General features: G+C 66.6%; 18 protein-coding genes. 7 read left to right on the plus strand and 11 right to left on the minus strand.

Annotation, left to right across the window (positions count from 1 at the left end):
• Positions 1-8 precede the first annotated feature (8 nt).
• Positions 9-431, minus strand: a complete 423-nt coding sequence (locus H7A87_RS19960; RefSeq protein WP_115678142.1) for a hypothetical protein — start codon at positions 429-431, stop codon at positions 9-11.
• Between the two features lie 285 nt (positions 432-716).
• On the opposite strand from H7A87_RS19960, the gene H7A87_RS21030 reads away from it, so the two are divergent.
• Positions 717-1,328: a hypothetical protein gene (locus H7A87_RS21030; protein WP_119130000.1), complete on the plus strand. Its 612-nt coding sequence runs from the start codon at positions 717-719 to the stop codon at positions 1,326-1,328.
• A 559-nt stretch (positions 1,329-1,887) separates the two neighbouring features.
• Positions 1,888-2,934 carry a kelch repeat-containing protein gene (locus H7A87_RS19970; RefSeq protein WP_119129916.1) on the plus strand — a complete coding sequence of 349 codons (1,047 nt, stop codon included), beginning with the start codon at positions 1,888-1,890 and terminating at the stop codon, positions 2,932-2,934.
• Positions 2,935-3,076: 142 nt separating this feature from the next.
• On the opposite strand, the gene H7A87_RS19975 is transcribed toward H7A87_RS19970, so the two are convergent.
• The 6 genes from H7A87_RS19975 to H7A87_RS20000 form a co-directional block, all read right to left on the minus strand.
• A complete protein-coding gene (locus H7A87_RS19975) occupies positions 3,077-4,114 on the minus strand; it encodes an SMP-30/gluconolactonase/LRE family protein (protein ID WP_119129917.1) in 1,038 nt (345 codons plus the stop codon).
• 76 nt (positions 4,115-4,190) lie between these two features.
• A complete protein-coding gene (locus tag H7A87_RS19980; protein ID WP_119129918.1) occupies positions 4,191-5,375 on the minus strand; it encodes an endo-1,4-beta-xylanase in 1,185 nt (394 codons plus the stop codon).
• A 239-nt stretch (positions 5,376-5,614) separates the two neighbouring features.
• The gene (galB, locus tag H7A87_RS19985) at positions 5,615-8,293 is read right to left on the minus strand and encodes a beta-galactosidase GalB (RefSeq protein WP_180496816.1); all 2,679 of its coding nucleotides are present in this window, start codon (positions 8,291-8,293) and stop codon (positions 5,615-5,617) included.
• Between the two features lie 184 nt (positions 8,294-8,477).
• Positions 8,478-9,899 (minus strand): glucuronate isomerase, encoded by a 1,422-nt coding sequence (gene uxaC / locus H7A87_RS19990; RefSeq protein ID WP_119129919.1) that lies wholly within the window; start codon positions 9,897-9,899, stop codon positions 8,478-8,480.
• Positions 9,900-9,950: 51 nt separating this feature from the next.
• A complete protein-coding gene (locus H7A87_RS19995) occupies positions 9,951-10,943 on the minus strand; it encodes an endo-1,4-beta-xylanase (RefSeq protein WP_104584313.1) in 993 nt (330 codons plus the stop codon).
• Positions 10,944-10,953: 10 nt separating this feature from the next.
• Entirely contained in the window at positions 10,954-12,279 is a 1,326-nt protein-coding gene (locus H7A87_RS20000; protein WP_166767682.1) for an MFS transporter, read from the minus strand.
• A 465-nt stretch (positions 12,280-12,744) separates the two neighbouring features.
• Between H7A87_RS20000 and H7A87_RS20005 the strand changes: the two genes are divergently transcribed.
• The 4 genes from H7A87_RS20005 to H7A87_RS20020 all read left to right on the plus strand — a co-directional run bounded on the left by H7A87_RS20005 (position 12,745) and on the right by H7A87_RS20020 (position 19,355).
• Positions 12,745-15,687, plus strand: a complete 2,943-nt coding sequence (locus H7A87_RS20005) for a TonB-dependent receptor (protein WP_180496817.1) — start codon at positions 12,745-12,747, stop codon at positions 15,685-15,687.
• Between the two features lie 235 nt (positions 15,688-15,922).
• Complete coding sequence (locus H7A87_RS20010) at positions 15,923-17,410, plus strand: MFS transporter (RefSeq protein WP_119129920.1); 1,488 nt, start codon at positions 15,923-15,925, stop codon at positions 17,408-17,410.
• A gap of 33 nt (positions 17,411-17,443) precedes the next feature.
• Positions 17,444-18,478: a glycoside hydrolase family 43 protein gene (locus H7A87_RS20015; RefSeq protein WP_119129921.1), complete on the plus strand. Its 1,035-nt coding sequence runs from the start codon at positions 17,444-17,446 to the stop codon at positions 18,476-18,478.
• Positions 18,479-18,821: 343 nt separating this feature from the next.
• Entirely contained in the window at positions 18,822-19,355 is a 534-nt protein-coding gene (locus H7A87_RS20020) for a lipocalin family protein (RefSeq protein WP_119129922.1), read from the plus strand.
• Between the two features lie 87 nt (positions 19,356-19,442).
• Here the strand turns inward: H7A87_RS20020 and H7A87_RS20025 are convergent, their stop codons facing one another.
• Positions 19,443-19,796: a ribonuclease E inhibitor RraB gene (locus tag H7A87_RS20025; protein ID WP_115678233.1), complete on the minus strand. Its 354-nt coding sequence runs from the start codon at positions 19,794-19,796 to the stop codon at positions 19,443-19,445.
• 735 nt (positions 19,797-20,531) lie between these two features.
• Between H7A87_RS20025 and H7A87_RS20030 the strand changes: the two genes are divergently transcribed.
• Positions 20,532-20,735, plus strand: a complete 204-nt coding sequence (locus H7A87_RS20030; RefSeq protein WP_164738977.1) for a YdcH family protein — start codon at positions 20,532-20,534, stop codon at positions 20,733-20,735.
• Positions 20,736-21,142: 407 nt separating this feature from the next.
• Here H7A87_RS20030 and H7A87_RS20035 read toward each other — a convergent pair whose 3' ends face one another.
• The 3 genes from H7A87_RS20035 to H7A87_RS20045 all read right to left on the minus strand — a co-directional run bounded on the left by H7A87_RS20035 (position 21,143) and on the right by H7A87_RS20045 (position 26,098).
• On the minus strand, positions 21,143-22,123 hold the full coding sequence (locus H7A87_RS20035) for a zinc-binding dehydrogenase (protein WP_119129923.1): 981 nt from the start codon (positions 22,121-22,123) through the stop codon (positions 21,143-21,145).
• A 328-nt stretch (positions 22,124-22,451) separates the two neighbouring features.
• Positions 22,452-25,121: a glycerol-3-phosphate 1-O-acyltransferase PlsB gene (plsB, locus tag H7A87_RS20040; protein ID WP_115678152.1), complete on the minus strand. Its 2,670-nt coding sequence runs from the start codon at positions 25,119-25,121 to the stop codon at positions 22,452-22,454.
• Positions 25,121-26,098 carry a hypothetical protein gene (locus H7A87_RS20045; RefSeq protein ID WP_167766832.1) on the minus strand — a complete coding sequence of 326 codons (978 nt, stop codon included), beginning with the start codon at positions 26,096-26,098 and terminating at the stop codon, positions 25,121-25,123. Before H7A87_RS20045 ends, plsB begins: the two co-directional genes overlap by 1 nt.
• Positions 26,099-26,345: the final 247 nt, after the last annotated feature.

Genomic DNA, 26,345 nt, shown 5'->3' on the forward strand with positions numbered 1-26,345 from the left:
CTTGCGGATCACTTCGCCTGCCGCACCTGCACGGCACCAGCGGTGCCGAACAGGCGCATCAGCACCACGACGAGCAGCGCAACAAAGCTCAACTCCCACACATAGAACGCGATACCCACGTGGTCGATCATGACCTGGTGGCCCGCCTCGTTCTTGTCGAACCGGGTTGCGCGAAAGGTATCCAGCCCGATCAGGCACGCCGCTACCAACAGCGCCGCCGCCACCTTGTCCACCTTGAAGAGGTAACACAGCCACGCCAGGAAGAACAACGGATTGCTCATCCAGGCCACGCATTGGCCATCGACCACCTGCATCCAGCCAAGCAGCAGGATGACGAAGCCACCCAGGTGATCATTGCCGCCATGCAATGCAGGCAGGCATAGCGCAACGCCGTACAGCAGGGCCGATAACACGGGTAGAAAAATCTTCACGAGCGTCCTTGTCCAGGATGAGGCGAGTATGCGTATGCTCTTCCGGAGCTCCGGATCGCATCTGCACGGGCGAGCTTGTCCACTATAGACACTGCGCGCGCAGCTTTCACCGGCGCCCCGGGCCAGCCAGGGGCGGCCATCCCCGCACCCGGTTGCGGCTAATGCGTGCCGGTTCTCTTCGCAGCGCCCGCTCCGCCTGCCCGCTTGGCAGCGCTGCCCTTACGTGCCACGGCCATGTTGTCGACCAGGTTGGGATAGGGCCGGCCCGCTGCCTTGGCGCGCTGTCTGGCCTGCGTCTTCTGCGCTGGAGAAAGCGAACCTGAGCGCGAGGTACGCTTCGGGTTGGGCTTGTTCCATGGCGCTGAGGCCTTGCCCTCGCCTTTCTTCGCAGTGCTGCGCGTGGAGGCGCTCTTGCTGGCCGCAGGTCGGCGAGCGGCGGTCTTTTTTGTCGCAGTCTTCTTTGCAGGTCTTTTCTTCGCCGTCGCTTTCTTGACTGTGGTCTTCCTTGCTGCGGTCTTCTTTACAGCCGCCTGCTTGGCTGCCGTCGTGCCGGTGGCCTTGCGGGCACCGGTCGACGACCTGGACGTTGATGTCGCCGTGCTACCGGCCGCTGCTTTGCCGGCTGCGTCTTTTCTCGCCGAAGGTTTCTTCGCGGAGGCCGTTCCCGCTGTGTTCCTTGCGGCCTTCTTTGCGGCGGTCTTCCTTGCGGTGCGTTTTGCTGCGGTCTTCCCGGCGGTGCGTGTCTTCGTACCACTGGCGCCAGCGGCGGCCGTATTGCTGGTGCCTGTGCCCTTTCCTGCTTTGGTCTTCGCGCTGGCTGCATCCTGCAGACGCTGGTACAGCCGCGCTGCCCAGCGCTGGCCGGCGTCGCCGCCCCAGAGCAGCCAGGCGATGTAGCCTGCAGACGGCGCACTGCGATCGGCCCAGCCCTTGGCGTTCTTGTCCACGCTGTGACGCGCGAAGTACGCATGCATGCGCCGGATGGTCTGCGTTGACAGCGACGTCTGTGCCGACAGGTCGCGTGCACGCGCAACGCCGATCGCGGTGCCGCCACGCCCGTGCTGTTCGCGCAAGCGCAGTCCGCGTGCCGCTGCGTTGGCAACGTTCCTGGGTGGCAGTGTGGAAATCGCCTGCTTTGCTGGTGTGCGTGCCACGGGTTGCTCCTGTCGCATCGAGTTACCGTAGTGTTCGCATGCGCTGTGCTGCTGCATGTGAAGAGGCTGGCAGCCGGGCCTGCGCACGCCACACGCCGATGGAGGTGACTCGGCGATACGCAGGCACGCCACGCGGCGCGCGATTGCGCGCTCGTCAAGGCGAGCTCTCGCTCAGCATGCACCGGCAAGCGACATCCGCCGCGCCAGGCGCAGGCGCAGGCGCAGATCAGCCTGCTTGGGAAGCTGGATCGCCGTGCATGTGTCGCTACACTGGCCTGCCACGGCTATCGCAAGAGTGCTGCATGCGCCTGTTGAAGACCTCGTTCCACGCGGGCCTGCTCGCTGCCGCAATCGGCATGCTCCCCGTGCTTGCGCAGGCTGCCGACGCAGCGGCGCCGGCAACCACATCGGCGCAATCGACACAGTCGCCCCAATGGCAGGTGCTGAGCACACGCAATCAACCGCATGCGCGGCATGAGAACAGCATGGTGGCCATTGGCGATCGCCTGTATCTGGTCGGTGGACGCGATCAGCGCCCGCTGGAGATCTTCGACACCCGCACGCGCCGCTGGTCGCAGGGCAGTGCGCCGCCGCTGATGGTGAGCCACGCGCAGGCGGTGGTGTCGTCGGGCAAGCTGTACGTCGTGGGCGGGTTCACCGGCGACTATCCCGAGGAAGCGTCGCTGAGCAATCTGCTGATCTACGATCCCCGCACCGACCATTGGCAGGTGGGGCCGGAGATTCCCAAGCATCGCCGCCGCGGCGCGGCAGGCGCGGTGGAGCACGACGGCGTGCTGTACCTGGTCGGCGGCAACACGCGCGGCCATATGAGCGGCTATGTGCCATGGCTGGATGCGTTCGACACCAGAACGCAGCAATGGACGCAGCTGGCCGACGCACCGCGTGCCCGCGATCATTTCCATGCAGTGGTGCTCGACGGAAAACTGTATGCCGCCGGTGGCCGCAGGTCGGCGCACGAAAGCGGCAATACCCTGGCGCAAACGATTCCCGACGTCGATGTGTATGACATCCAGCGCGGCACCTGGTCGGTAGCACCGGCTGCGCTGCCGACGCAGCGCGCAGGCACTGCGGCCATCGCACGCAATGGCCGCCTGCTGGTCATCGGTGGCGAGAGCATGCGGCAGGTCAAGGCGCACGACGAAGTGGAAGCCTACGACCCAGCCGCATCCACCTGGACGACGCTGGCAGCATTGCCGCAAGGGCGGCATGGCACCCAGGTCGCCGCCGTCGGCGACGACCTGTACATCGTTGCGGGCAGCGGCAACCGTGGCGGCGGGCCGGAGCTGGATGATGTGTTGGTGTTGGGCGGGGCGGAAGCCACACGCTAAGCGAGGTGGGGTGCATCCAAGCCGGATCGCAGTCTTGGCTCGAAGGGAAAGCGACTTGTCGTGCGGGTCTTTCGGTAACGCTCCATCGCGGCCAGGGCCGCTCCTACAAGAGCGGCGACTGGGTGTGGTGGGCTATCGGGTGCTACCTTGCAAACTCCAGGCCCCGCGCCTTGACGCGCACCCGCGTCAGCATCGCGTGCGAGGTCATGTAGAGGGTGTGGCCGTCGTCGCCGAAGGCGCAATTGGAGATGGCCTCGCCGGTTTCGATGCGGCCCAGCCTGCGGCCGTCGGGGGCGAACACGATGACGCCGCCGGGGCCGGTGGCGAACAGGTGGCCGTCGGCGGAGACCGCCATGCCGTCGGGCAGGCCGGGCGCGTCCTTGGCCACCAGATCGGAGGCGTCGGCGAACACGCGCTTGCCGGTCACTGCACCGTTGGCGTCGAGCGCGTAGGCCATCCAGATCGGGCGCTGCGGATCGGAGTTGGCTACATACAAGGTGCGCTCGTCGGGCGACAGGGCGATGCCGTTGGGAAGGCTGAGGCTGTCGTCCAGCAGGTGCACGCTGCCGTCGGTGTCCAGGCGGTAGATGCCGTTGAAGCGCAGTTCCTTGACCGGCGAGTCGTTCATGCCCTTCAGGCCATACGGCGGGTCGGTGAAGAACACCACGCCATCGCTGCGGCGGACCAGATCGTTGGGGCTGTTGAAGCGGTGGCCTTCGAACTGCGTTGCCAGCGGTGTCTTCTTGCGCGTGACCGGGTCGAGCCTGGCGACGATGCGCGTGCCGGAATCGGCCAGCAACACAGTGCCATCGGGTTCGGCATACAACCCATTGGCGCCGGCCTCGCGTAGCGTGGCCTGCTCGGGGCCGCTGTAACCGGACGGCGACAGCAGGACCGACAGGCCCGCCTCCTCGGACCAACGATAAAGCGTGTTTTCCGGCACATCGGTGAACAACAGATAGCCGCCATTGCGCACCCAGGCCGGGCCTTCGGACCAGGTGAAGCCTTCGGTGAGCTTCTCGATGCGCGCGTCGGCCGCAACCACCTTACCGAAGCGCTGGTCGAAGGTTTCCAGGTGCCCGATCGCCGTGAAGCGCGGCGGTGGAGCTTCCTTTTTCGTGCAGGCAGCGACAATGGCCAGCAGCGGAACGGCCAACAGCAGATAGGGCGGTAAGCGCATCGGTCAGTCCAGTAACGAAGTCGGGCCATGATGCCACCATGCGTGTGCAGGTCTGCTGCGCACGCCGGCGACCATGCTAGCGCTCGCCAGCGTGCGCCGGCACCGCCAATATCGCATCCACTGCCGGCTTGGGCTGGTGATTGCGATCGAACAGCAGCGGATAATTGGTACGCCCCGGCACGGGGTAGTCGTTCTTCCATGACATGCCGTCGGTGACGCCCCAGACACTGACGCGGGCGAGCTTGTCGCGCTTGCGCCAGAACAGCGCGAACAATTCGGCGTAGCGATCACGCAGTTGCGCCTGCACCTGCGCTGGCAGGCCATCGCGATACGGGTCGAGAAAGCGCTTGAATTCCGGCAGCTGGAACTGCTTGTGTGCAAGGCCGGTGCCGATGACCTGGCCTTCCCTGGTGAGCGGCAACACGTCGATGTCCAGCTCGGTGATCATGACCTTGATGCCGAGCGCGGCGTAGGCATCGATGGCGTCTTCGATGTCGCGCAGGCTGGGGTAGTTGAGCCCCCAGTGTCCCTGCATGCCGACGCCGTCGATACGGATGCCGACCTGCTGCAGCATCCTGACCATGCGCACGATCCCGTCGCGCTTGCTGGGCCGCCAGGCGTTGAAATCGTTGTAGTAGAGCTGCGCATCCGGTGCATACCGCTGGGCAAAGGCGAAGGCGTTACGCACCACGGTGTCACCGTCGCCGACCCGCTGCACCCAGTTGGTATCGCGGTAACTGCCGTCTTCGTCGATGATCTCGTTGACCACGTCCCAGGCCTGCACCTTGCCGGCATAACGCCCTGCCACCTGCGCGATGTGCGCGCGCATGCGCTCCAGCTGCGCATCGGCGGTGTTGGGCTTGCCCTGTGCATCGACGAAGAACCAGTCCGGCGTCTGGTTGTGCCAGACCAGCGTATGGCCGATCACGAACAGGTCGCGGCTGCGGCCGTAGGCGACGAAGGCATCGGCAGCGCTGAAGTCGAACACGCCCGGACGTGGCGCAACCACCTCGGCCTTCATCACGTTTTCGGCGGTGACGGCATTGAAGTGGCAGGCGACCAGCGCGGAAGAGGCGGCATCCTTGCCGGAGACGATGTCGGCATTGACGGCGGTGCCGATCAGGAAGCCGGCGGCGTAGGCGCGCCGGAGCGACGTGCTGCGGGTGTCGCAGGCAGCGAAGGCTGGCAGTGCAGTGACGGCGCTGATGACAGCGAACGCAATGCTCAGGCAGGTTGATGCGCGCGTACTGTTTTCTTGCATGACAGGCTTCCTGATCGGATGCGTTTTCTGTTCTCTTCGCGGGTGACCGTGACTGGCAATGCGCGCGCGTGCGGGATCGCAGCTTGTGCGTTGCGAGGTGCGTTTGAATCCAGCAACCACGCTAGCGATACCGGAAACACGTTTGCGTCCATCGCATCTGTTGCGTGCAGGCACCGCATCGCCATCCGCACGCGACAGCTCACCTGCACGTGCCACACAATTGCCGAGCAGCAGACCCATCACTCCACCACCACCTGCGCACTGACCGCCTGCACGCTGTCGGACTCGACATGGACGGTGATCGTGCCCCGCACGCCGGCCTTGCCGCGCACGATCGCCAGACACAGGCCGTTGAAGGCGTTGCGCTGCGGCGCGGCGAACGACTCCAGGTTGGTGGGGTCGCCATTGTCGGTGGCGACGAGTTCGCCCGGGCCCTCGATGCGGAAACGCAGGCGGTCGCCTGCGGTCGGCGCAGGACGTCCGGCGCGATCGAACAGGCGCACGGTGACAAAGCTCAGGTCCTGCCCGTCGCCACGGATGCGGCTGCGGTCGGGCATCACCTGCATGCGCGCGGCGCTGCCGGCGGTCTGCACGCGGTCGCTGGCCCAGGGTTTGCCCTGCCTGTACGCCTGCACGCGCAGCTCGCCGGGCTGGTAGACCACACCGTCCCAGCGCAGCCGGTACTGCAGCGGGCCCTTGCGCTTGCGCCCCTGCGAGACGCCGTTGACGAACAGCTCGGCCTCGTCGCCGGAGGTGAACACATGCACCGGCGTGACCTGGCCCTCGCGGCCGGGCCAGGTCCAGTGCGGCAGCAGATGCGCCATCGGCAGCTCGGGGCGCCAGCGTGACTGATACAGCCAGTAGCGGTCCTTGGGATAACCGGCCAGATCGAAGATGCCGGAGTAGGAACTGCGCGAACTGTAGTACGGCGTGGGCTCGCCCAGATAATCGAAACCGGTCCAGACGAATTCGCCGGCAACATACCGATGCTGGTCCTGGGCCGCGAACACCTTGTCGGCGCTGGAGCCGAAGTCCACCGCATGCAGTTCGTAGGCGCTGACCTGGTGCGCGACCGAATCGCCGCCGCGCCCATCGCGCACCGGCGCGCTGGCGTCCGGCGTCACCGGAAACAGATACACGCCGCGGCTGCTCAAGGCCGAGGCGGTCTCGCTGCTGAGGATGGCCTTGTGCGGAAACGTCGCATGGAACGCCGGGTATTGCGGTTGCTTGCGAATACGCTCGGTGCCGGCGAACTCCGGTGTGTCGCGAATGCCCTCGCCCTGGTAGTTGAGGCTGATGACATCCAGTGCAGCGGGCAGTGGCATCTCGGGCGAGGCGTAGTTCATCGCCACCGTGGCCGGGCGCGAGGGGTCTTCCTCATGCACGATGGCGTGCAGTGTGCGTGCGATCGCCGCGCCCTGCTCGCCGGTGTATTGCTCGCCCACCTCGTTGCCAACGCTCCACAGCATCACCGAGGGATGATTGCGGTCGCGCCGCAGCATCGCGCGCAGATCCGGCTCGTGCCACTGCGGGAACACCAGGTGGAAATCCAGCGGGGTCTTCTTCATCTGCCAACTGTCGAACACCTCGTCCACCACCAGCAGGCCCATGCGGTCGGTCAGCTCCAGCAGCTCCGGCGCGGGCGGGTTATGGCTCATGCGGATGGCGTTGGCGCCCATCTGCAGCAGCAACTGCAGTTGCCGCTCGGCGGCGCGCACATTGAACGCCGCGCCCAGCGCGCCGAGGTCGTGATGATTGTTCACGCCGCGAATCGGCACATGTTCGCCGTTGACCAGCAGGCCCTGCTCGGCATCGAACACGATGCTGCGGACACCGAACGGTGTTTCGTAGCGATCCACCAGCTGGCCATTGTGGCGGACCTCGGTCACTGCGACATAGCGATGTGGGCGCTGGGTGGGCGGCGGGCCCCAGAGACGTGGATGGTCGATCTGCGTGCTGCCCTGCACGCGTGCGCTCCCGCCCACGGGAACCGCAACCTGCATGGCGGCAATGCGCGCGACCGGCTCGCCACTGCGCGTACCGCGTGCAGCGTCGAGCACATAGATCGCGGTGCTCACCTGCGCCTGCACCGCACTGCGGGCGGCATTGTCCAGCGTGACTGCCAGCTGCACCTGCGCCCGGTCGGCCGACACCTGCGGCGTGGTCAGCTGCGTGCCCCAGTGCGCGACATGCAGCGGCGCGGTCCTGGTCAGCCATACATTGCGATACAGCCCGCCACCGGGATACCAACGCGCCGAGTCGGGCGGGTTGTCCAGGCGGATCGCCAGCTGGTTGCTGGCGCCAAACACCACGTACGGGCTCAGGTCCACGCGCCAGGAGCTGTAGCCATACGGCCAGCCGCCGACCAGCTTGCCGTTGAGCCAGACCGTGGCATAGGCCATCGCCCCATCGAGATCCAGAAACAGCGAACGTCCGCGATCGCTGGCCGGAATGTCCAGCGTCTTGCGGTACCAGCCCACGCCCCAGCTCGGCAGGCGCCCCATGCCGCCGTACGGGCCATCGGCCAGGAACGGCCCGGCGATGGCCCAATCGTGCGGCAGATCCACGCGCTCCCAGCCGCTGTCGTCGAACTGCGGCTGCACGAAGGCCACGCTGCTGCCCGGATGCCCGGGCGGGCGCACGTGGCGGTTTGCCGGGTCTGCAATCAACGCATTGGCCGTGGGCAGGATCCACGGCTTGAGCACGCGTGTTGCGGCGGCATCGAGGTGCTGCGCCTGCTCGGGCCGGGCATCGGCCACCTTGCCGTCTTCGCTGCGTAGCACCTGCGGGCGGACGTCGTAATCCAGGAGTTGGCGATTGCCAGGGGGATCGCCGCGGTGGAAGCGCCATTGCGCGTTGAGCAAGATCCGCTCTCTTGGCAGTTCGGTAGGCGCCGGTGGTGCTGCCAGCGCGGGCATGACGATGAAGATGCAGAGCATCGCCACACGTGCAACACCTGCGCAGCGCCTCAAATCATGCATCACCGGTGCCTGCCTGCCGGCACGCGTCATGGCGCGGCACCCTTCTGCCATCTATGCGCCCACGGCATGTCCGCCCCTCGTGCACACGGGTGGGCATCGCTGCCTGCTGCCTCGCCCACCTTCACAGGTGGTAGGCCCGCTTGGGCAAGCGATACGCCAGATCGATCGCCACCTCGACCGCTTCATCCTCATCCAGACGATGCTCGGCAACCAGCCTGGCGAGAAACGCGCTGTCCACGCGTCGCGCCACATCGTGGCGTGCCGGGATCGACAGGAAGGCGCGGGTGTCGTCGTTGAAACCCACGGTGTTGTAGAAGCCGGCGCTGGCCAGGGTCTGCTCGCGAAAGCGCCACATCCCCTCCGGCGCGTCATGGAACCACCAGGCCGGGCCCAGCAACAGCGACGGGTAATGCCCGGCCAGGGGCGCCAGCTCGCGGCTGTAGCTGGTCTCGTCCAGGGTGAACACGATCAGGTGCAGGCGCGGGTCGTTGCCGAACCGGTCCAGCAAGGGTTTGAGCGCGTGCACGTAGTCGGTGCGCATCGGAATATCGGCACCCTTGTCGCGCCCGAAGGTCTGGAACAGCTGCCGGTTGTGATTGCGGAAGCAGCCCGGATGCAGCTGCATCACCAGGCCATCGTCCAGGCTCATCGCCGCCATCTCGGTCAGCACCTGCGCGCGGAACAGCTCGGCCTGCGCCGGCGTGGCCGCACCGCGCACCACGGTGTCGAACAGGCGCTGCGCCTCGGCCGGCGACAGATCGGCAGTGGCCGCGCTGGGGTGGCCATGGTCGGTGGAGGTTGCGCCGTGTGCGGCAAAGAACGCGCGGCGCTGCCGATGCGCACGCAGATAGCCCTGCCAGCTCAGCACGTCCTCGCCGGTGAGCGCGCCAAACTGCTGCAGTGCGCCGGCAAAGTGTTCGTGTTCGGGGTCGACCACCGGGTCCGGCCGATACGCGGTGAGCACGCGTCCCTTCCAGCCGCTGGCGCGAATGGCCGCGTGGTGCTGCAGCGTGTCCAGCGGCGATTCGGTGGTGGCAATCACCTCGATGTTGAAACGCTCGAACAAGGCCCGCGGGCGAAACGCCGCTGTCTGCAAGGCGGCGGTGATGTGGTCGTAGTAATGATCCGCAGTGCCGGCATCCAGCCGGATGCGCAAATCGAACACGTCATGGAAGACATGGTTGAGCCACAACGCTGACGGCGTACCGCGCAGCAACGTGTAGTGCTCGGCGAACACGCGCCACGCCGCGCGCGGGTCCACCGCCGCGCGCGACCCGTCCGCCCGCGGGATGCCCAATGCGTCCAACGCGATGCCCTGGCTGTAGAGCATGCGGAACACATAATGGTCCGGCACCAGCAGCAACTCGGTGGCATTGGCGAATGGCGCATCGGTGGCGAACCATGCCGGGTCGGTATGGCCGTGCGGGCTGATGATCGGCAGCGCGGCGACCTGCGCATACAGGCGCCGTGCGATCGCGCGCGTGCCAGGATCGGCGGGCAGCAGGCGGTCGTCGTGCAAGGTCAGGGGAGAAGGCGTGGACATGGAATCAATGCACCAAAGGAGACTGAAAACGAAATCCAGCAACTGCACGCTTCATGGCGCGCGCGTGCCGGGATGGCTGGCAACGTAATCGCGCAACCAGGTCAGCGCAGGCCGTTCGGTGCCATCGGCACGGATCAGGTACGCCGCCTCCTTGTCGCGCCACAGGCCGGGGCGGAACCCCCACAGCGTGATGCCGCGCACCGCCGGGTGCTCCCAGAACACCGGGAAGACGCGCTGGTAGTCGGCCAGCTGCTGCGCATCGCTGGGGCCGTCCAGATCGAACTCGGTGATGTAGATCGGCAGGCCGGTCGCGGCCAATGTATCCAGATTGGCATGATGCACCGACATCGCCACGTTCGGGGTGGTTTCGAAGGCGTGCTCCTGCACGCCGATCGCATCGACCAGCTGCTCGCGCTGCAGCAGCTGCACGATCTGCAGGTACTTCTGCGTGGCCTGGGCGCTGTTGGTGATGCTGTAGTCGTTGATCATCAGCCGCGCACGCGGGAAGTGCTGGCGCGCCAGCCGGAACGACTGCAGCACCCATTCCCAGCCGCTGGCGCCGTTGCCGCCGAGTGCCTGCAGATAATTGCCGCCGCCGGTGTCGTCCTTGCTGGGCGGGTCGTTGAGCGGTTCGTTGACCACTTCCAGCAGGTCGATGTCCGGATACCGCTGCGCAACCGCAGCAAACCACTGCGCGATCTCGCGGCGTTGCTCGGCCGGCGGCAACGACTTGATCCACTCCGGCTGCTGGTTGCCCCACACCATCACATGCATCTGGAACGGCATGCCATTGGCCTTGGCCAGTTTGTAGGCGGTATCCAGCCCGCCCCAGTCCATCTGGTCGCGCACCGCTTCCACGCTGCCCCACTTGCCGCTGTTTTCCGGGGTGAGCTTGTTCCAGTACTGCGCGAATCCTGGCGCCTGTTGCGGGCTGTAGGCGCTGCCCAGGAACCTGGGGGCGCCGGCGGCCAGCGGTGCGGCCTGCGCCAGGCTTGCGATGTTCGCTGCAAACAACACGCCGGCTGCCAGTGTGCGTAAGTGCATGATGCTCCCCTCAGGACGATGCGGTGGCGGCCGGTGAGGCCGCTGCCGGCAGCTGCGCCGGCTCCAGGCGTGGTACCAGCGCGTGCACCACCGCCAGCGCCAGCAGGTAGGCCGAGCCTGCCATCAGGAACACCGGCACATAACTGCCGGTGGCCTGCAGCAGGAACCCGATGAAGGTGGCGATCAGCATGCCACCGACCGCCCCGGCAAAGCCGCCGATGCCGACCACCGTGGCCACCGCATGCCGCGGAAACATGTCCGAGGGCAGCGTGAACAGGTTGGCCGACCAGCCCTGGTGCGCGGCAGTGGCCAGGCCGATCAGGCCGACCGCCAGCCACAGATTGTCGGCGCGCGCAGCGAACACGATCGGCACCACCGAGATGGCGCAGATCAGCATGGCGGTCTTGCGCGCGCGGTTGACGCTCCAGCCGCGCGCGATGAAGCGCCCGGCGACCCAGCCACCGGCGATGCTGCCGATGTCGGCCAGCACGAAGATCACGATCAACGGCGCGCCCAGTTGCAACAGGCTCAAACCGTATTCGGCATGCAGGAACTTGGGCAGCCAGAACAGGAAGAACCACCAGATCGGGTCGGTGATGAACTTGCCCAGCACGAACGCCCAGGCCTGCCGGTGCCGCAGCACCTGCAGCCACGACAGCCGCCGCTGCACCGGCTCGTGCGCATCGCTGCGGATATGCGCCAGCTCTGCCGCCGACAGGCCGGGCTGCTGCTCCGGCGGGTGATAATTGAGCCACCACACCAGCAGCCAGGTGGCGCTGAGCACGCCGGTGAACAGGAAGGCCGCCTGCCAGCCCCAGGCGGTGGCGATCAGCGGTACCAGCAACGGCGCGACGATGGCACCGATGTTGGAGCCGGAATTGAAGATGCCGGTGGCCAGGGCGCGCTCGCGACGCGGAAACCACTCGGCCACCGTCTTCAACGCGGCGGGGAAGTTGCCGGACTCGCCCAGCCCCAGGAAGAAGCGCGCGATCGCAAAACCCACCACGCTGGTGGCCAGCGCATGCCCCATCGCCGCCAGGCTCCAGATGCCGATCGCCAACGCGTAGCCGACGCGCGTCCCGAAGCGGTCGATCACCGCACCGCTGCACAACAGGCCCAGTGCGTAGGCGGCCTGGAAGGCGGTGACGATATAGCCATACTGGATCTCGTTCCAGCCGATCTGCGTCTGCAGAAACGGCGCCAGCACGCCGAGCACCTGGCGGTCGACATAGTTGATGGTGGTGGCGGCTAGCAGCAGTGCGCACACGCGCCACCGCATGCGGCCCAGGCGCGCCAGCGTGCCGGCGGGCGCTGCGGCGTGCGGCAACTGGCTCATGTGCCCGCGCGCCGCAGCGCTGCTGGACGCAGCCTGCGATGGGCAATCGCGCAACGGCCACTGCAATGCGCTGCCACGTGTCGCGTGTGGCCCGGCCTCTGGTTGCCGCGTTCTTCGGTTCGATTCATCGAGCACTGCACCTGCACGAAGGTGGCCTTGCGCCACGGGTGATAGCGCTACCATTACCACGCCATCGGGCAAAAACCATCGCGCAGTGCAGCACGCCAGCGCGTTGTGCGCAGCCGGCACGGTTTCGATCAGCGCCACAGTCGCAGTCGCTGCGTTGCCCCGCCGCCTATGCTGCCCTGCAGCGTGATGTTCTGAATTTGGTAGCGCTACCATCCGGCGTCACTGATCGCCCGTTCTTCCCCACCGCACCATCGCCGCGCCGCGCATCGGCAGCGGCACTCCCTGCGCAGGGGCGATGCGTGGGACATCTGCTCACCTGTTAGGGAAGGGATTACGGTGAAGAACAGCTACGCACGAACCGCGTTGTCCTGCGCGTTGGGGTCCATCCTGCTGGGCATGGCCAGCCCTGCCGCCTGGGCGCAGTCCAGCGATGCCAGCAGCGCCGCGCCTGCCGCACAACCGCCACCGGCCACCGCTGCCAGCGGCGATGCGGTGACCCAGCTCGACACCGTCACCGTGTCCGGCTACCGACGCAGCATCCAGTTCTCCACCGATGCCAAGCGCGACTCGGTGGGTTTTGCCGACACCGTGTTTGCCGAGGACATCGGCAAGTTTCCGGACATGAATATCGCCGAGTCGCTCAACCGCATCCCCGGCGTGCAGCTCTCGCGCGACGTCAATGGCGAGGGCTTGAACATCGCCATCCGCGGCCTGGGCACCAGCTTCACCAAGACCACGCTCAACGGCGCCAGCATCGCCACCGCCTCGATCGGCCTGAACGCGCAGAACCAGAACCGCGAGGTCGATCTGAACCTGTTTCCCACCGAATTCTTCACCCAGCTCACCGTGAGCAAGACGCCCACCGCGAGCATGCTCGAAGGTGGCGTGTCCGGTGTGGTGGACATGCGCAGCGCGCGCCCGTTCGATCGCCCCGGGGTGCACTTCACCTACCAGGCCCAGGCCGACTGGAACAGCACCAGCGAAAAGACCACCCCGCGCGGCGCCTTCATGGGCAGCTGGACCAACGAGGCAGGCACCTTCGGCGCGCTGTTCGGCGTGGCCTCGGTGCGCAGCAAGCTGGGCGTGCGTGGCTTCGAAAGCGTGGGCTGGACCAACCCCGGCCTGACCTACACCCAGTGCGGCCTCACACCGCCTGCGGGCACGCCGGCCACCAATCAACCGGCCGCCTGCAACGTCAATGGCGGCGGCAACTGGCGCATTCCCGACCGCGTGCCGGCCACCGCCGGCAGCGGCCTGACCACCGGCGAGACCATCGATGCGGCCTGGCTGCTGGCGCGCAACCCGGGCCTGAGCATCGACCAGATCAGCGACGCGCTGATTCCGCGGCTGGGCCGCAGCGTGTACATGAATGGCGATCGCGACCGCGATGCCTCGGTGATGTCGCTGGAGTGGCGCCCCTCCGACAGCATGCATTTCTACCTGGATACGCTGTATTCGGAAGCCAAGCGCACCACCGAGCGCATCAGCATGAATCTGATCGGCCGCAACGGCAACATGATCCCGCTGGGCATGCAGCTGGACCAGAACAACGTGGTCACCAGCGCCACCTTCGCCAATGCGCAGTACTTCCTGGAAGCGCGCCCGTACCGCGAAGAGGTCAAGTTCTGGAGCGTCAATCCGGGTGCGGAACTGTTGTTCGGCGCGGACCAGGACATCAAGCTCAACGTGCAGGCCAATGCCACGCGCAGCTGGCTCGATCGCGAATCGCCCAGCATCCTGGTCACCTCGCCGTTCACCACCGTCGACTACCGCAACGAAGGCGGCGACCGCCCGTCGATCAGCAGCCCGCTCGATCTCAACGACCCGAACCTGGGCTGGGGCTGGAACGGTGGCCGGGTCAATATCCAGAACGAGAAACGCGTGACCGAAACACGTGGCGGACGTGCCGACCTGCAATTCGGCGAAGACAAGCGCAACATCAAGATCGGCGCCGCCTACGACCAGGCCGAGCGCACCATTCGCGGCTTCGACAACAGCATCGCCTGGGAGCAGGTGATCTGCCGCGGCGGCGGCGGCACCATCTGCAACGGCGGCCCCGGCTCGGCAATTCCGAATGCGGCCCTGGCCGGCTATCTGCGCCCCGGCCCGGACGGCTTCATCACCGCCGATTTCAACCGCTTCCTGGGCGACACCAACTACTACGCGCTACGCGATTCCGCCCCGGAAACCAACTCCGCCAACACCGGCGCCTCGGCCGGCGGCATCCGCGAAAAGAACTGGGGTTTCTACATCGAAACCAACGCCGAAACCGAAGTGTGGAACCGCACGCTGCGCTTCAACGCCGGCGTGCGCTACGTGACCACCGACCAGACCATCACCGGCCCGGTCACCATCAACGGCATCCGCCGCATCCAGGTGCTGGATTCGGACTACAAGGAAACCCTGCCCTCGTTCAACGCCGCCTGGGACGTGGCCGACAACGTGGTGCTGCGCCTGTCCAGCTCGCGCACGCTCACCCGCCCCGACCCCAGCGCGATGCTGCCCAACACCAACTTCAGCGACCCCTCCGCGCAGACCGCAACCCAGGGCAATCCGAACCTGGCGCCGTATCTGTCCACCAACGTGGACTTCGGCGGCGAGTGGTACACCGGCGGCGAAGGCTATGTGGGCCTGACGTTGTTCAACAAGCGCATCAGCGGCTTCACCGTCAACGGCGTGCGGCGCATTCCCTTCAACGACCTGGGCGTGCCCTACGACAGCCTGCTGCCGATCCAGCAAGCCGGCCTGGACCAGCGCGGCGGGCCGAATGCGGCCACCGTGGATGTGCAGACCCAGGTCAACGCCGACGGCGTGCTCAACATCCGCGGCACCGAGGCAATCTGGGTGCAGCCGCTGGACAAGCTGGTCGACGGCATGGGCTTCAGCGTCAACTACACGCATGTCACCCAATCCTCCGAAGGCGAAGGCATTCCGGCAGTGGCGGTCGGCGTCGCGCCCAACCTGTGGAACGGCACCGTGTACTGGGAAAAGGACGCCGCCTCGGTGCGCCTGTCCTACACCTGGAACGACGACATGGTGATCTCCGGCGCCAACCAGAACGGCATTCCGTATGCGCGCCTCAACGCCGATGCGCGTGGCCAGCTGGACCTGTCGGCCAGCTATGCGCTGGACTGGCTGCCGTCCAAGCCGCAGCTCACCCTCAACGTCACCAACCTCACCGACGAACCGTTGCGCACCACCTACGCCTGGCCCAACGCCACCTACGATCTGTACGAGCCCGGCCGCACGGTCATGCTCGGCATCCGCGGCACGTTCTGAGCGTGGTCATCGACACGACCGCACAAAGGCCAGGCGGGTGTGGCCGACCCGTGGAGCGCGCGTGGCCTTGTTGCATGGCCCACGCACCGCATGCCGCTGCCGCTCCCCTGGCGCGCGCGGTTTTGCCGGACACTTCAGGCGCCATGCCTGCCGCCGCGATCCGGACCGATCGCGGTCGGCGGCATGGCGCGCGCCGCGGCGTTTCCCGCAGCACTTCTCGAGCCCGCCCCGCCTCATGAACGATCCGTCACAACAGCTCTCCCTGCGCGAAAAGATCGGCTACAGCCTGGGCGACCTGGCCGCCAACCTGATCTTCCAGACGCTGGTCACCTTCCTGGCGTTCTTCTACACCGATGTGTTCCGCATCCCGGCGGGTGTGGCCGCCACGCTGATCTTCGTGGTGGGCATGCTTGGCGCGTTCGTGTTCACGCCCATCATCGGCATCCTGGCCGACCGCACCCGCACGCGCTGGGGCAAGTTCCGCCCGTGGATCCTGTGGACGGCAGTGCCGTTCGGTGCGTTGTCGCTGGCCGCATTCAACACGCCCGCCCTCGGCGAGCAGGGCAAGATCGCCTACGCCTTCGCCACCTACACGCTGCTGATGCTGGTGTACGTGGCCAACAACCTGCCCTATTCGGCATTGAGCGGCGTGCTCACCGGCAGCATGGAGCAGCGCAATAGCCTGTCGGCATATCGCTTCCTGGCAGTGACCTTTGCGCAGTTCATCATCCAGGTGCTGCTGCTGCCGCTGGTGCTGATCCTGGGCAATGGCGACAAGGCGCAGGGCTTTCGCAACACCATGGCGCTGTTCGCCGCCGTCGGCACGCTGTGCTTTTTGATCACCTTTTTCACCACGCGCGAGCGCGTGCTGCCGATCGCCGAACAACGCACCAGCGTGCGCCAGGACCTTACCGACCTGGTCCGCAACAAGCCCTGGCTGGTGATGCTGGCGCTGACCATCCTGGTCTTCATCAATCTCGCCATGAAGGGCGGGATGTACATCTACTACTTCAAGTACTACCTCGATGCCGGCGCGCTGGCGCAGTTCCTCGACAATGCCGGCTTCAACCGCTTCATCGCTGCAATCAATAGCGTGCTCACCGGCGCTGGCATGAGCGCACTGCAATGGCCGCAGGACGCACCGACCTCGGCCTTCAGCGTGTTCAGTGCCGGCGGCATCCTGGCGATGATCGTGGGCATCGGCTTTTCCAAACGCCTGGCCGACCGCCACGGCAAGCGCAATGTGTTCGGCGGCGCGCTGCTGGTTTCCACGCTTTTTTTGCTGGCGTTCTATGTGTATCCGCCGGCGGCGATCGGCTGGGTGTTCGCCTCCTATGTGCTGCATGGCTTCTTCTACGGCATCACCATCCCGCTGCTGTGGGCGATGATCGCCGACGTGGCCGACTACTCGGAGTGGAAGAACCACCGCCGCGCCACCGCGATCATCTTCTCGGCGATGTTGTGCGGGCTGAAGATCGGCCTGAGCGTCGGCGGCGCCCTGGTCGCCGGCATCCTGGCCTTCTATGGCTACGACGCCGCCCTGCCGCTGCAAGGCGCTGCGGTGACGAGCGGCATTCGCCTGGCCATCAGCGTGTATGCGTCCATCCCGTTCCTGCTCGGCACCGCGTTGCTGGCGCTGTACGAGATCGACAAGACGCTGGAAACCCGCATCGAACACGAGCTGGGCCTGCGCCGTCAGGCCGCACCACTCGCTTCCCCCTGACTCCCTCCTCCCACCTCATGCACAGGTACGCGCATGTCCGATGAACTGCACACCGCTGCACTGCAGGCGCTGGCGCGCACCGCCATTTCCGCACCTCTGGTCACCCACCTCTACACCGCCGACCCGTCCGCACACGTGTTCGACGGCGCGCTGTACATCTACCCCTCGCACGACATCGATGCCGGCGTTGCCTTCAGCGACGACGGCTCGCACTTCGACATGGCCGACTACCACGTGCTGCGCATGGCGCATCCGCACGCGCCGGTGGAAGACCTGGGGCAGGTGCTGCACGTGCGCGACGTGCCCTGGGCACAGCGCCAGATGTGGGCACCGGATGCCGCGCAGCGCGACGGCAAGACCTACCTGTATTTTCCCGCCAAACGTGCCGACGGCATCTTCCAGATCGGCGTGGCGGTCGGCGATGGTCCGCAAGGCCCGTTCGTCGCCGAGCCCGAACCCATCGCCGGCACCTACTCGATCGACCCGGCCGTCCTGGCCGACGACGACGGCGCGCATTACCTGTACTTCGGCGGCATCTGGGGCGGCCAGCTGCAGCACTACCGCGATAATGTCTACGCGCCGACCCATCAGGAACCTGACGACGCTGCGCCTGCGCTCGGCCCGCGCGTCGCCCGCCTGCGCGAGGACATGACGCAACTGGCAGAGCCCACCCGCGAGATCGTCATCCTCGACGAACACGGCGCCCCGCTCCGCGCCGGCGACCACACCCGCCGCTTCTTCGAAGGCCCCTGGGTGCATCGCCATGCGGGCCGCTATTACCTGTCCTACTCTACCGGCGACACCCACCTGATCTGCTACGCCACCAGCGACTCCCCGTACGGGCCATTCGTCTACCAGGGCGTGCTGCTCGCACCGGTGATCGGCTGGACCACGCATCACTCCATCTGTGCGTTCGAAGGCCAGTGGTATCTGTTCTATCACGACGCTGTCTTGTCGGGCGGGCAGACACATCTGCGCAGCATCAAGATGGCACCGTTGCAGCATGATGCCGACGGAAGGATTGCGACGATTTATCCATATGGCGAAGACGCGGTGTCACCCTGGTGAATGTCGTTGCGCTCCTGCTTCCCGGAACGTCCACCAGCGCGTCATGGCTCCACCGCCGGCACTGAACGACACGTCCTGTCACCGCGATGCTTTCAAAGCACGTCGTGATCCTACTGCGGCCGATCGTCGCCCCAGCGCTCAAGTCTTTGATCGAGCATCTCCTGGCGTGCGCGACGCGTCGGCCTCGCTCTTCAACGCGGCCATGACATGTTGGACGTTACCGTCGCCTCACTGGCACGGCAGGCCGGCGTGCGCCAGTGCGGAACTGCATCGCATGGGGTTGCATCCGCACGCATGGCAACTCCGTAGGGCATGTACGTGTTTCTTTTAGGTGGAGATTGTCATGCGACATGGTTCGATGCTGTTGTTACTGACGCTCGCGGCCCACGGAAGTGCCAGCGGCGGTGAGTCGCGCTCCGCCTTGCCGCGCGCAGACAGCGTGGACGTGCCGCGCTTCATGGGCGACTGGTACGTGATCGCGCACATTCCCACCCGGCCCGAGCGCAAGGCCTACGATGCCGTCGAGCGCTATGCGCTGCGACCGGATGGCCGCATCCAGACCACGTTTACCTACCGCAAGGGAAGTTTCGAGGCACCGCTCAAGTCCATGCATCCGATCGGCCGGGTGGCGAAGGAGGGCAATGGCACGCTGTGGAGCATGCAATTCTTCTGGCCGTTCAAGGCCGAGTACGTGATCGCCTGGCGCGATGCAGACTATTCGCAGACCATCGTGGCACGCAGCAAGCGCGATTACGTCTGGTATATGGCGCGCACGCCGCAGGTCTCCGAGGCCGACTATCAGCAGGCCGTCCAACGTATCGCCGCCATGGGCTACGACGTCTCGCAGCTGCGCCGCGTCCCGCAGTCGCAGCGCTGACGCGGTAAAGCGCCGCTGCGGAAAAAAAACTGCGACCGCGCCCAGCGATGCAGTGACCGCATCGCAGGCGCTTACATGCCGTGCGCGTCAGACGTTCTTGTCATCCACGGAAAATTCCCACCCGTCATTCAAGCCACCCAGCGGCTTGGCTTCGGCTGCCAGCTCTTCCTCGAACGCCGAAATCGCCTTGTACGTTGGGATCATGGTCGGATACACCGTCACGTCCATCGGAAACGCCGTGTTGTCCGGGTAGTGGCAGCAACGCACCTTCTGCTCGAAGCGCAGCAGCGTCACCGAGAACTCCAGTGCCGACTCCTTCGTGGGGAAGACCACGGAGAACGCAATCTCGCGTGGCTTGGATAGATCCACCCCTTGCTGGGCAATGTGCCAGAGGGTGTCGCCGTTGTCGTCGTTGGGATACAGGTCCGGATGTCGTTGCATGGGGGTTTGGATTTTTTTGCGGCCAATTGGCCGAGGAGGAATTCTAGCGCCTGGCTCTTACCAGGTATTCATACGCGACGTAGCAATGGCGCGCCGCCAGCGGCACTGGAGAGCAGGTACTCAGGCAGAGCAGGAGGCTCGCTGAGCAGCGCGGTTATCGCAGGTAGGGCAGAGGCAGCAAGACCCGTCGTCTGGCCGCCGGCTTCAGCACCCGAATCCAATCAGACGCGCGACTGGAGTCGCGTGGTGACCATGCAACCGCATGCAGGGTGGGCGCCATCCAGAGCAACCGACTGAGCATCCATGCTGATCACAGGTCACTTCAGACAATGGTGAAAACTCCATGTGGTTGGGGCATGTCCTCCGGTCGCCATTGCTTGTGAGGTCTCTGACCACGCTCCACATCGTGGGCGTGACATCATCCTGCCTTGTTACCAGACCTTTCATCAGCTTGTGGACGATAGGCGCACCGCTGCCTTATCCACAAGGTCGAAATTGTCAGACATTGCGTTGTCGGCGGCGCTGGCCGGGTTGGCGGCGGCGAGCAGTCTCAGGGCCGGCAGGGAAGACCGCAGGCGCATCGTAAGGCTCCTTTCTCGACGGACGTGGCCGCGCGGCAACGAGCGGATCGGGTGCGCCGCCCGCTTCCCCGGCGGCGCGCCGGCGTTGTCGCAGCCTCAAGCGGCTTGGCAAGCAGGTGACGCGACCGGGCCGCGGTTGTGTATGCTCGGAGCCGTGGAAACCCTCTCACCCGCCGAGATCGCCGAGCAGATCGCCGAGTTGCGACGCGCCCACCGCGCGTTGGACGAGGAGATCCAGCGCGTGCCCGCGAACCTGGAGGACGAGCTGCAGATGAAGCGCCTGAAGAAGCGCAAGCTGCATCTCAAGGACTGCATCACGCGGCTGGAGATGGAGCTGGTGCCTGACGAGCCGGCGTGAGGCCATGCCTGCAGTTGGGTTCGCTTGTCGACCCTTGCGCGCTGATCGCGGCGTCTGCCCGCTCTTGGGGCCAATTCCCCTGCGTAGGAGCGCACCTGGGCGCGATGAGGCGTTCCCCTGGAAGGCCCGTCGCGCTCAGGCGTGCTTCTACGGTGCCTGTAAGCAGATTGGCTGGCGGGGCTGCGAATGCGCGACATGTGATTCGCGATGGGGGACGCGGCGTGTCATGGCTGGTGGAGCAAGCGTGGCCTTGGCGTGGCGTTGCGCGCACGTAACCGCCTGACTGCGAGTCCGCAGACGTTGACCAACTGTCGCTGCGTTTCCCGCATGCGCCCTTCGGGCACCTCCCCCGCCAGCGGGAGAAGGAAGCGCCAAGGCGAGACAATCAGACTCCCTGCGTGCAGCGCTCAGCCTGCCCGCAGCAGGATCTTGCCGCGGCGGCCCGGCTCGGCGCTGGCTGCGGCGGCCTTGGCGGCGTCTTCCAGGTCGAACACCGCTTCCACCGGCAGGGCCAGGCAGCCATCGACGGCGGCCTTGAGCAGTTCGCCGATCATGCGGCGCTTGTCCTCGGGCTTGGTGGCGGCCATGACCTTGCTGCCCCAGAAGCCGCGCACGCTGGCCTGCTTGAAGATCACATCGCCGGTGGAAATCTGCAACGGCTCGCCAGTCATCGAGCCGAACGAGACCAGCTCGCCGCCTTCGGCCAGCAGCCCCATCAGCTCGCCGGCCGCGCTGCCGGCAACCGAGTCGATCGCGCGCACGATGGGTGCGTCGCCGGCCAGCGCGCGCGCGGTGTCCTGCCAGCCTTCCTGCGCGGTGGAGACTGCATTGCCAATGCCCAGCGCCTGCAACTCGTCCACGCCGGCATCGCGGCGCACCAGGTTGATCACGTTGATGCCGCGTACGGCGGCGAGCATGGCCACGGTCTTGCCGACCGCGCCGTTGGCGGTGTTCTGCACGATCCAGTCGCCTTTTTCGACCTGCAGGAACTCGATCAGCATCAAGGCGCTCAGCGGCATGGCGATCAGCTGGCAGCCGCGGTCGTCGTCGAGCGCGTCGGGCAGCGGCACCACGCCAGAGGCATCGGCGAGGAAGTACTCCGCCCAGCTTTCATGCACGCCAGCGGCGACCACGCGCTGGCCGATCTGCAGGCCGTCGACACCTTCGCCGAGTGCGTCGATCACGCCTGCCGCTTCGCTGCCGCCGATGGCCGGCAGCTCGGGCTTGTAGCCGTAATTGCCGCGCACCGTCCACAGGTCGTGGTTGTGGATCGGCGAGCGACGCATGGCGATGCGCACCTGGCCCTTGCCGGGTTGCGGGGTGGGCCGCTGGCCGAGTTCGAGCACCTTGGCAGGGTCGCCGAATTGGGTGTGGATGGCTGCGCGCATGGAATCTCCTGCCGGGCACGCCGGTGGTCCAACGCACCCGATCGTGATGAAAGGTGGCGCGATGCTATCGGCACGGCCGCAAGCGGAGGATGAAACGGGCGGAACTGTTGTGTGAAGTTGCGGGCGTCAGTGGAGGACGCCAGAAGTGACTCTGGTCTGCTGCAGCGCCGGGGGGTTGCATGCTGACTGCCCTCACCCGCCCTTCGGGCACCTTCTCCCGGAGGGAGAAGGAAGGCGTCGTGCGCACCTGCGCTTCCTTTCCTTGCTGGTGCGCTACCGTCGTCCGCATCACCTACCGCAGGGAGGCGCTGGCGTCTGTAGCGCCGCCTTACTCGGCCGGCGGCAGCACCACATCCGGCTTGACCGCTTCGGGGCTGACCCGCTCGATGGTGTGGCGCAGTTCGCGGCCAAGGATGAACTTGGCATCCTTGGCCCAGGCATCCAGGCGCTCGTCGAACAGCAGCTTGCTGTTCTCGTCCGGCCACACCAGGCGCAACTCGCGCAGTTTCTGGATGAAGCTGCGGAACAGGGTCTTGTCGAAAAATTCCGGGGCGGCCGGGGCGTACAACAGGCTCAGGCGTTGCGCGGCCTGCTGGCACAGGCTTTCCAGTTCGCCGGCGCCGAGCACGCCGGGGCCGTTCTTCACCAGCACCGAAATGGCGATGTAATAGCGCTCGAAGGCCTGCTGCAGCGAATGGCCGATCGCCCGCAGGCGGAACACTTCATCGGTCTGCCCGGTGTTGCGCGCCAGGATGCCGCCATCGTCGTCGGTGACGTTGAGCAGCAGGCCCTCGCGCACGAACATGTCGATGGTCTGCTCGATGCGCTCGGCAAAGCGGTCCTCGCTCCACGGCAGGAACAGCTCGGCCTGCAGGAACGGGTACACCGTGCGGCCCAGGCGGATCAGGCCGGCGCGGCTCATGCGGCGGTTGTTCTGGAAGCAGCAGGCCACCCACGAGGACGCGGTGAACAGGTGCAGCACGTTGTTGCGGAAGTAGCTCAGCAGCACCGCGGTGTCGCCGCTGACGCTCAGCACATCGCCCAGCGGATGCGACACGCGCGTGAGCACGTTGATCTCTTCGGCGTGGGTGATGATGCGCGCCGGGGTGTGCGGGGTGACGGTGACGCGGTCCGAATACGGCATTTCCGCCAGCAGCTTCTTGCACAACTCGATCTGCGCGATCAGGTCGGCCTCGCCCATCGCATGCTTGGGCGTGGACAGCAGCGCCAGCGCCAGCAGGTTGATCGGATTGACGTCGGCGGCGCAGTTGATGCGGGTCTGGATCTGGGTGGACAGCGTGTCCACCGCCGGTGCCAGCCAGGTGGGTTTTTCGTCGTCGGGCAGCGGTTGGCCGTCCCAATCGGGCGCGTGCCTGGCCAGCACGTCGTTGAGCGCGATCGGCTCGCCGAAGTTCACCACCACCTGGCCGTAGTTCTGCTTGAGCACCTTGGGGATGGACCACAGCAGGCCCCAGATCGATTCCTTTTCCTTCGGCCGGCCGGTGAGCTCGTCCAGGTAGCTGTTGCCTTCCATCAGCTTCTCGTAGCCGATGTAGACCGGCTGGAACAGCACCGGCTTGCGCGGCTGGCGCAGGTAGGCACGCAAGGTCATCGCGATCATGCCGCCCTTGGGCTGCAGCAGGCGCCCGGTGCGCGAGCGCCCGCCTTCGACGAAGTATTCGATCGAATAGCCGCCGGCCACCAGCTGGGCCACGTATTCGCTCAGCACCGCCGAATACAGCGCGTTGCCCTTGATGGAGCGGCGGATGAAGAACGCCCCGCCCTTGCGCAGCAGCGTGCCCACCACCGGCAGGTTGAGGTTGATGCCGGCCACGATGTGCGGCGGCACGATGCCGCGTTCGTACAGCAGGTAGCTCAGCAGCAGGTAATCCATGTGGCTGCGGTGGCTGGGCACGTAGACCACTTCGTGCCCGGGCGCGGCCTGCTTGAGCTTGTCCAGGTGGTGCACCAGCACGCCGGCGTAGATGCGGTTCCACACGTGGGTGAGCAGGAAGCTGGCCGAGCGCACCACCGGGCTGGAATAGTCGGCGGCGATTTCCCAGGCGTAGGCGTGCGCCTTGCGCCAGGCATCGACCGGCTTGGAGTTGTCGCGCTTGGCCTGGGTGGCGATGGCCTCGCGCACCGAGTCGGCGGCCAGCACCTGGTCCACCAGCAGGCGGCGGGTGGACAGGTCCGGCCCGATGACCGCCTCGCGGATGCGCCGGAAGTGGGTGCGCAACACGCGCTGCAGCTTGCGCAGGGTGCGCTCGGGCGGCAGGCCCTCGGCCATGGTCTGGCGCAGCGAAATCGGCGGGGCGAAGCGCACGATGGTGGTGCGGCCGTTGAGCAGCACCGCAAGCAGCCGCCGGAAGCGGCCGACCAGCGCCCAGTTTTCCGAGAACAGCACCGCGAACCAGCCGCTCTGCTTGTCCGGCGCGCGGCCGACGAAGATCGACACCGGCACCAGGTGCACGTCCAGGTCGGCACGCACGCGGTGCGCCTGCAGCAGCTTGGCCAGCGAATCGGAATGGGTCTTGCCGCCGCGCTGCTCGGGGATCAGCGAGTTGCTGCTGCTGCGCCGCGACAGCGCCAGGTAGGCGCGCTTGCGCTGCAGCGGGTCGCCCGGCAGCGGCACCAGCGGCGAGGGCAGCCCCGCTTCGCGGCAGGCCTTGTCCAGGATCAGCGCGCTGGACAGGCCGTAGTCCTCCAGCACATAGACCACCGGCGTGCCGTCGTCGTAGCGGCTCGGTTGGTCCGGTTCGATGGTCAGGCTCAGCCAGGGGTCGGCGAGCCGGCCGAGCAGGCGCGCCCACCACGGGCGCTTGGCGTTGCGGGCGGCGGCGACGGCAGGCGCGATCGACGGCGCAACCTCCGGCGGAACCGGTGTGGCGGTCGGCAATGCGGCGGCCGTGGCGCCGAGATCGGCGGCGGCAGCGCTGGGCGGGGCGGGCTGGCCGTCCGGGAACGGCAGGGGATTCTGGTCTGGCATCACGGTCATTATCGCCCAGCCGGGCGCTGCCCGGTGGCGGCGGGCGTGGCGGGCGCGGCCGCCGGGGTGTCAGGCGTTGCCGCGGCATCGGGTACGGGCGCGGCCGGCGGCGCGGCGTCGAGCAGCGCCTGGACCTCGTCCTGGGTCTGCTGCTGGTACCAGTGGCCGTCGCGCTTGATCAGGGCGATGCTCAGGTCGATGTCGTGCGCGGCCAGCGGATAGCGCAGCCGCACCTGGGCGCGGTCGCCGTCCTGGCTGATCAGGCCGGTGCGCAGCGCATCCAGGCTGCCGTCCAGTGACAGGCCGTAACGCTCCAGCACCTGCTTGGCCGCGGCCCAGAACGGCCCAAGCCGGCGCAGGCTCTCTTCCATCCCCAGCCGCTGCAGATCGGCGTCCGAGCCGATGCCGGTGGCACGGGCGGCGGTCACCAGGTCGGTGATGCTGGCCTTGGCGCGCGCGCGATCGGCCAGCGGCGCGGTGGCGGCCCAGGCGCTCAGGGCATCGACCAGCTGCACGTAGTGGGCGCGCTGCTCGGGCTGGTAGTCGCTGCGGCTGCGCAGGTATTGCACGCCGAACTGGCCCAGCGACTGCGCGGCCTGGCGGATGCCCTGCGCCTGGCCGGCCAGCTGCGCATCGAAGGCCTGCTGCAGCTGGCGCTCGGCGCCGGGCGCGGACAAAGTCCCGAGCAGGCTGCCGACCTCGTTGGGCAACGGCAGCTCGGTCAGCGGCCAACGGCTGGCGCCGCTGCGCCAGGCCGCTTCCAGCCGGGTGTATTGCGCAGGGGTGACCCGGATCCGCGCATAGGCGACCAGGTCGTTGCGCCGCAATGGCAGGGTCATCGACTGCATCGCCGCAGCCGGCTCGGCGCTGGCGCCCGGCAATGCGGCGGTCTTGTCCGTACGCTGGCAGCTGCTGACGCACAGCGCTGCCAGCAGCACCCACGCGATGGACTGGAACCGGCCGGCGCGGACGGTGGATGGCGACATGCGCACGCTGTTCCCCCTGATCGATCGGCGCATCTTGCTGGCTGAACGCACTGGCGGCAAGGCGCGCGACAACCGTGCGCCCGGGTACGGTACAAAATGTTAGGTTTTCGTAGTTCCACGCACGATGTCGTCCGGTGTCCGACATTGACTGCTATTGTCCCTTGCGGACAAACTTGTCCAGGTGATGTCGCCAAGCCCTTGTGCCACGTGCATTTGGCGCAATGGTGCAGCGCATCATGTAAGCGCT

It is taken from the genome of Xanthomonas sp. CPBF 426, assembly GCF_903989465.1.
Taxonomy (GTDB): Bacteria; Pseudomonadota; Gammaproteobacteria; order Xanthomonadales; family Xanthomonadaceae; genus Xanthomonas; species Xanthomonas euroxanthea.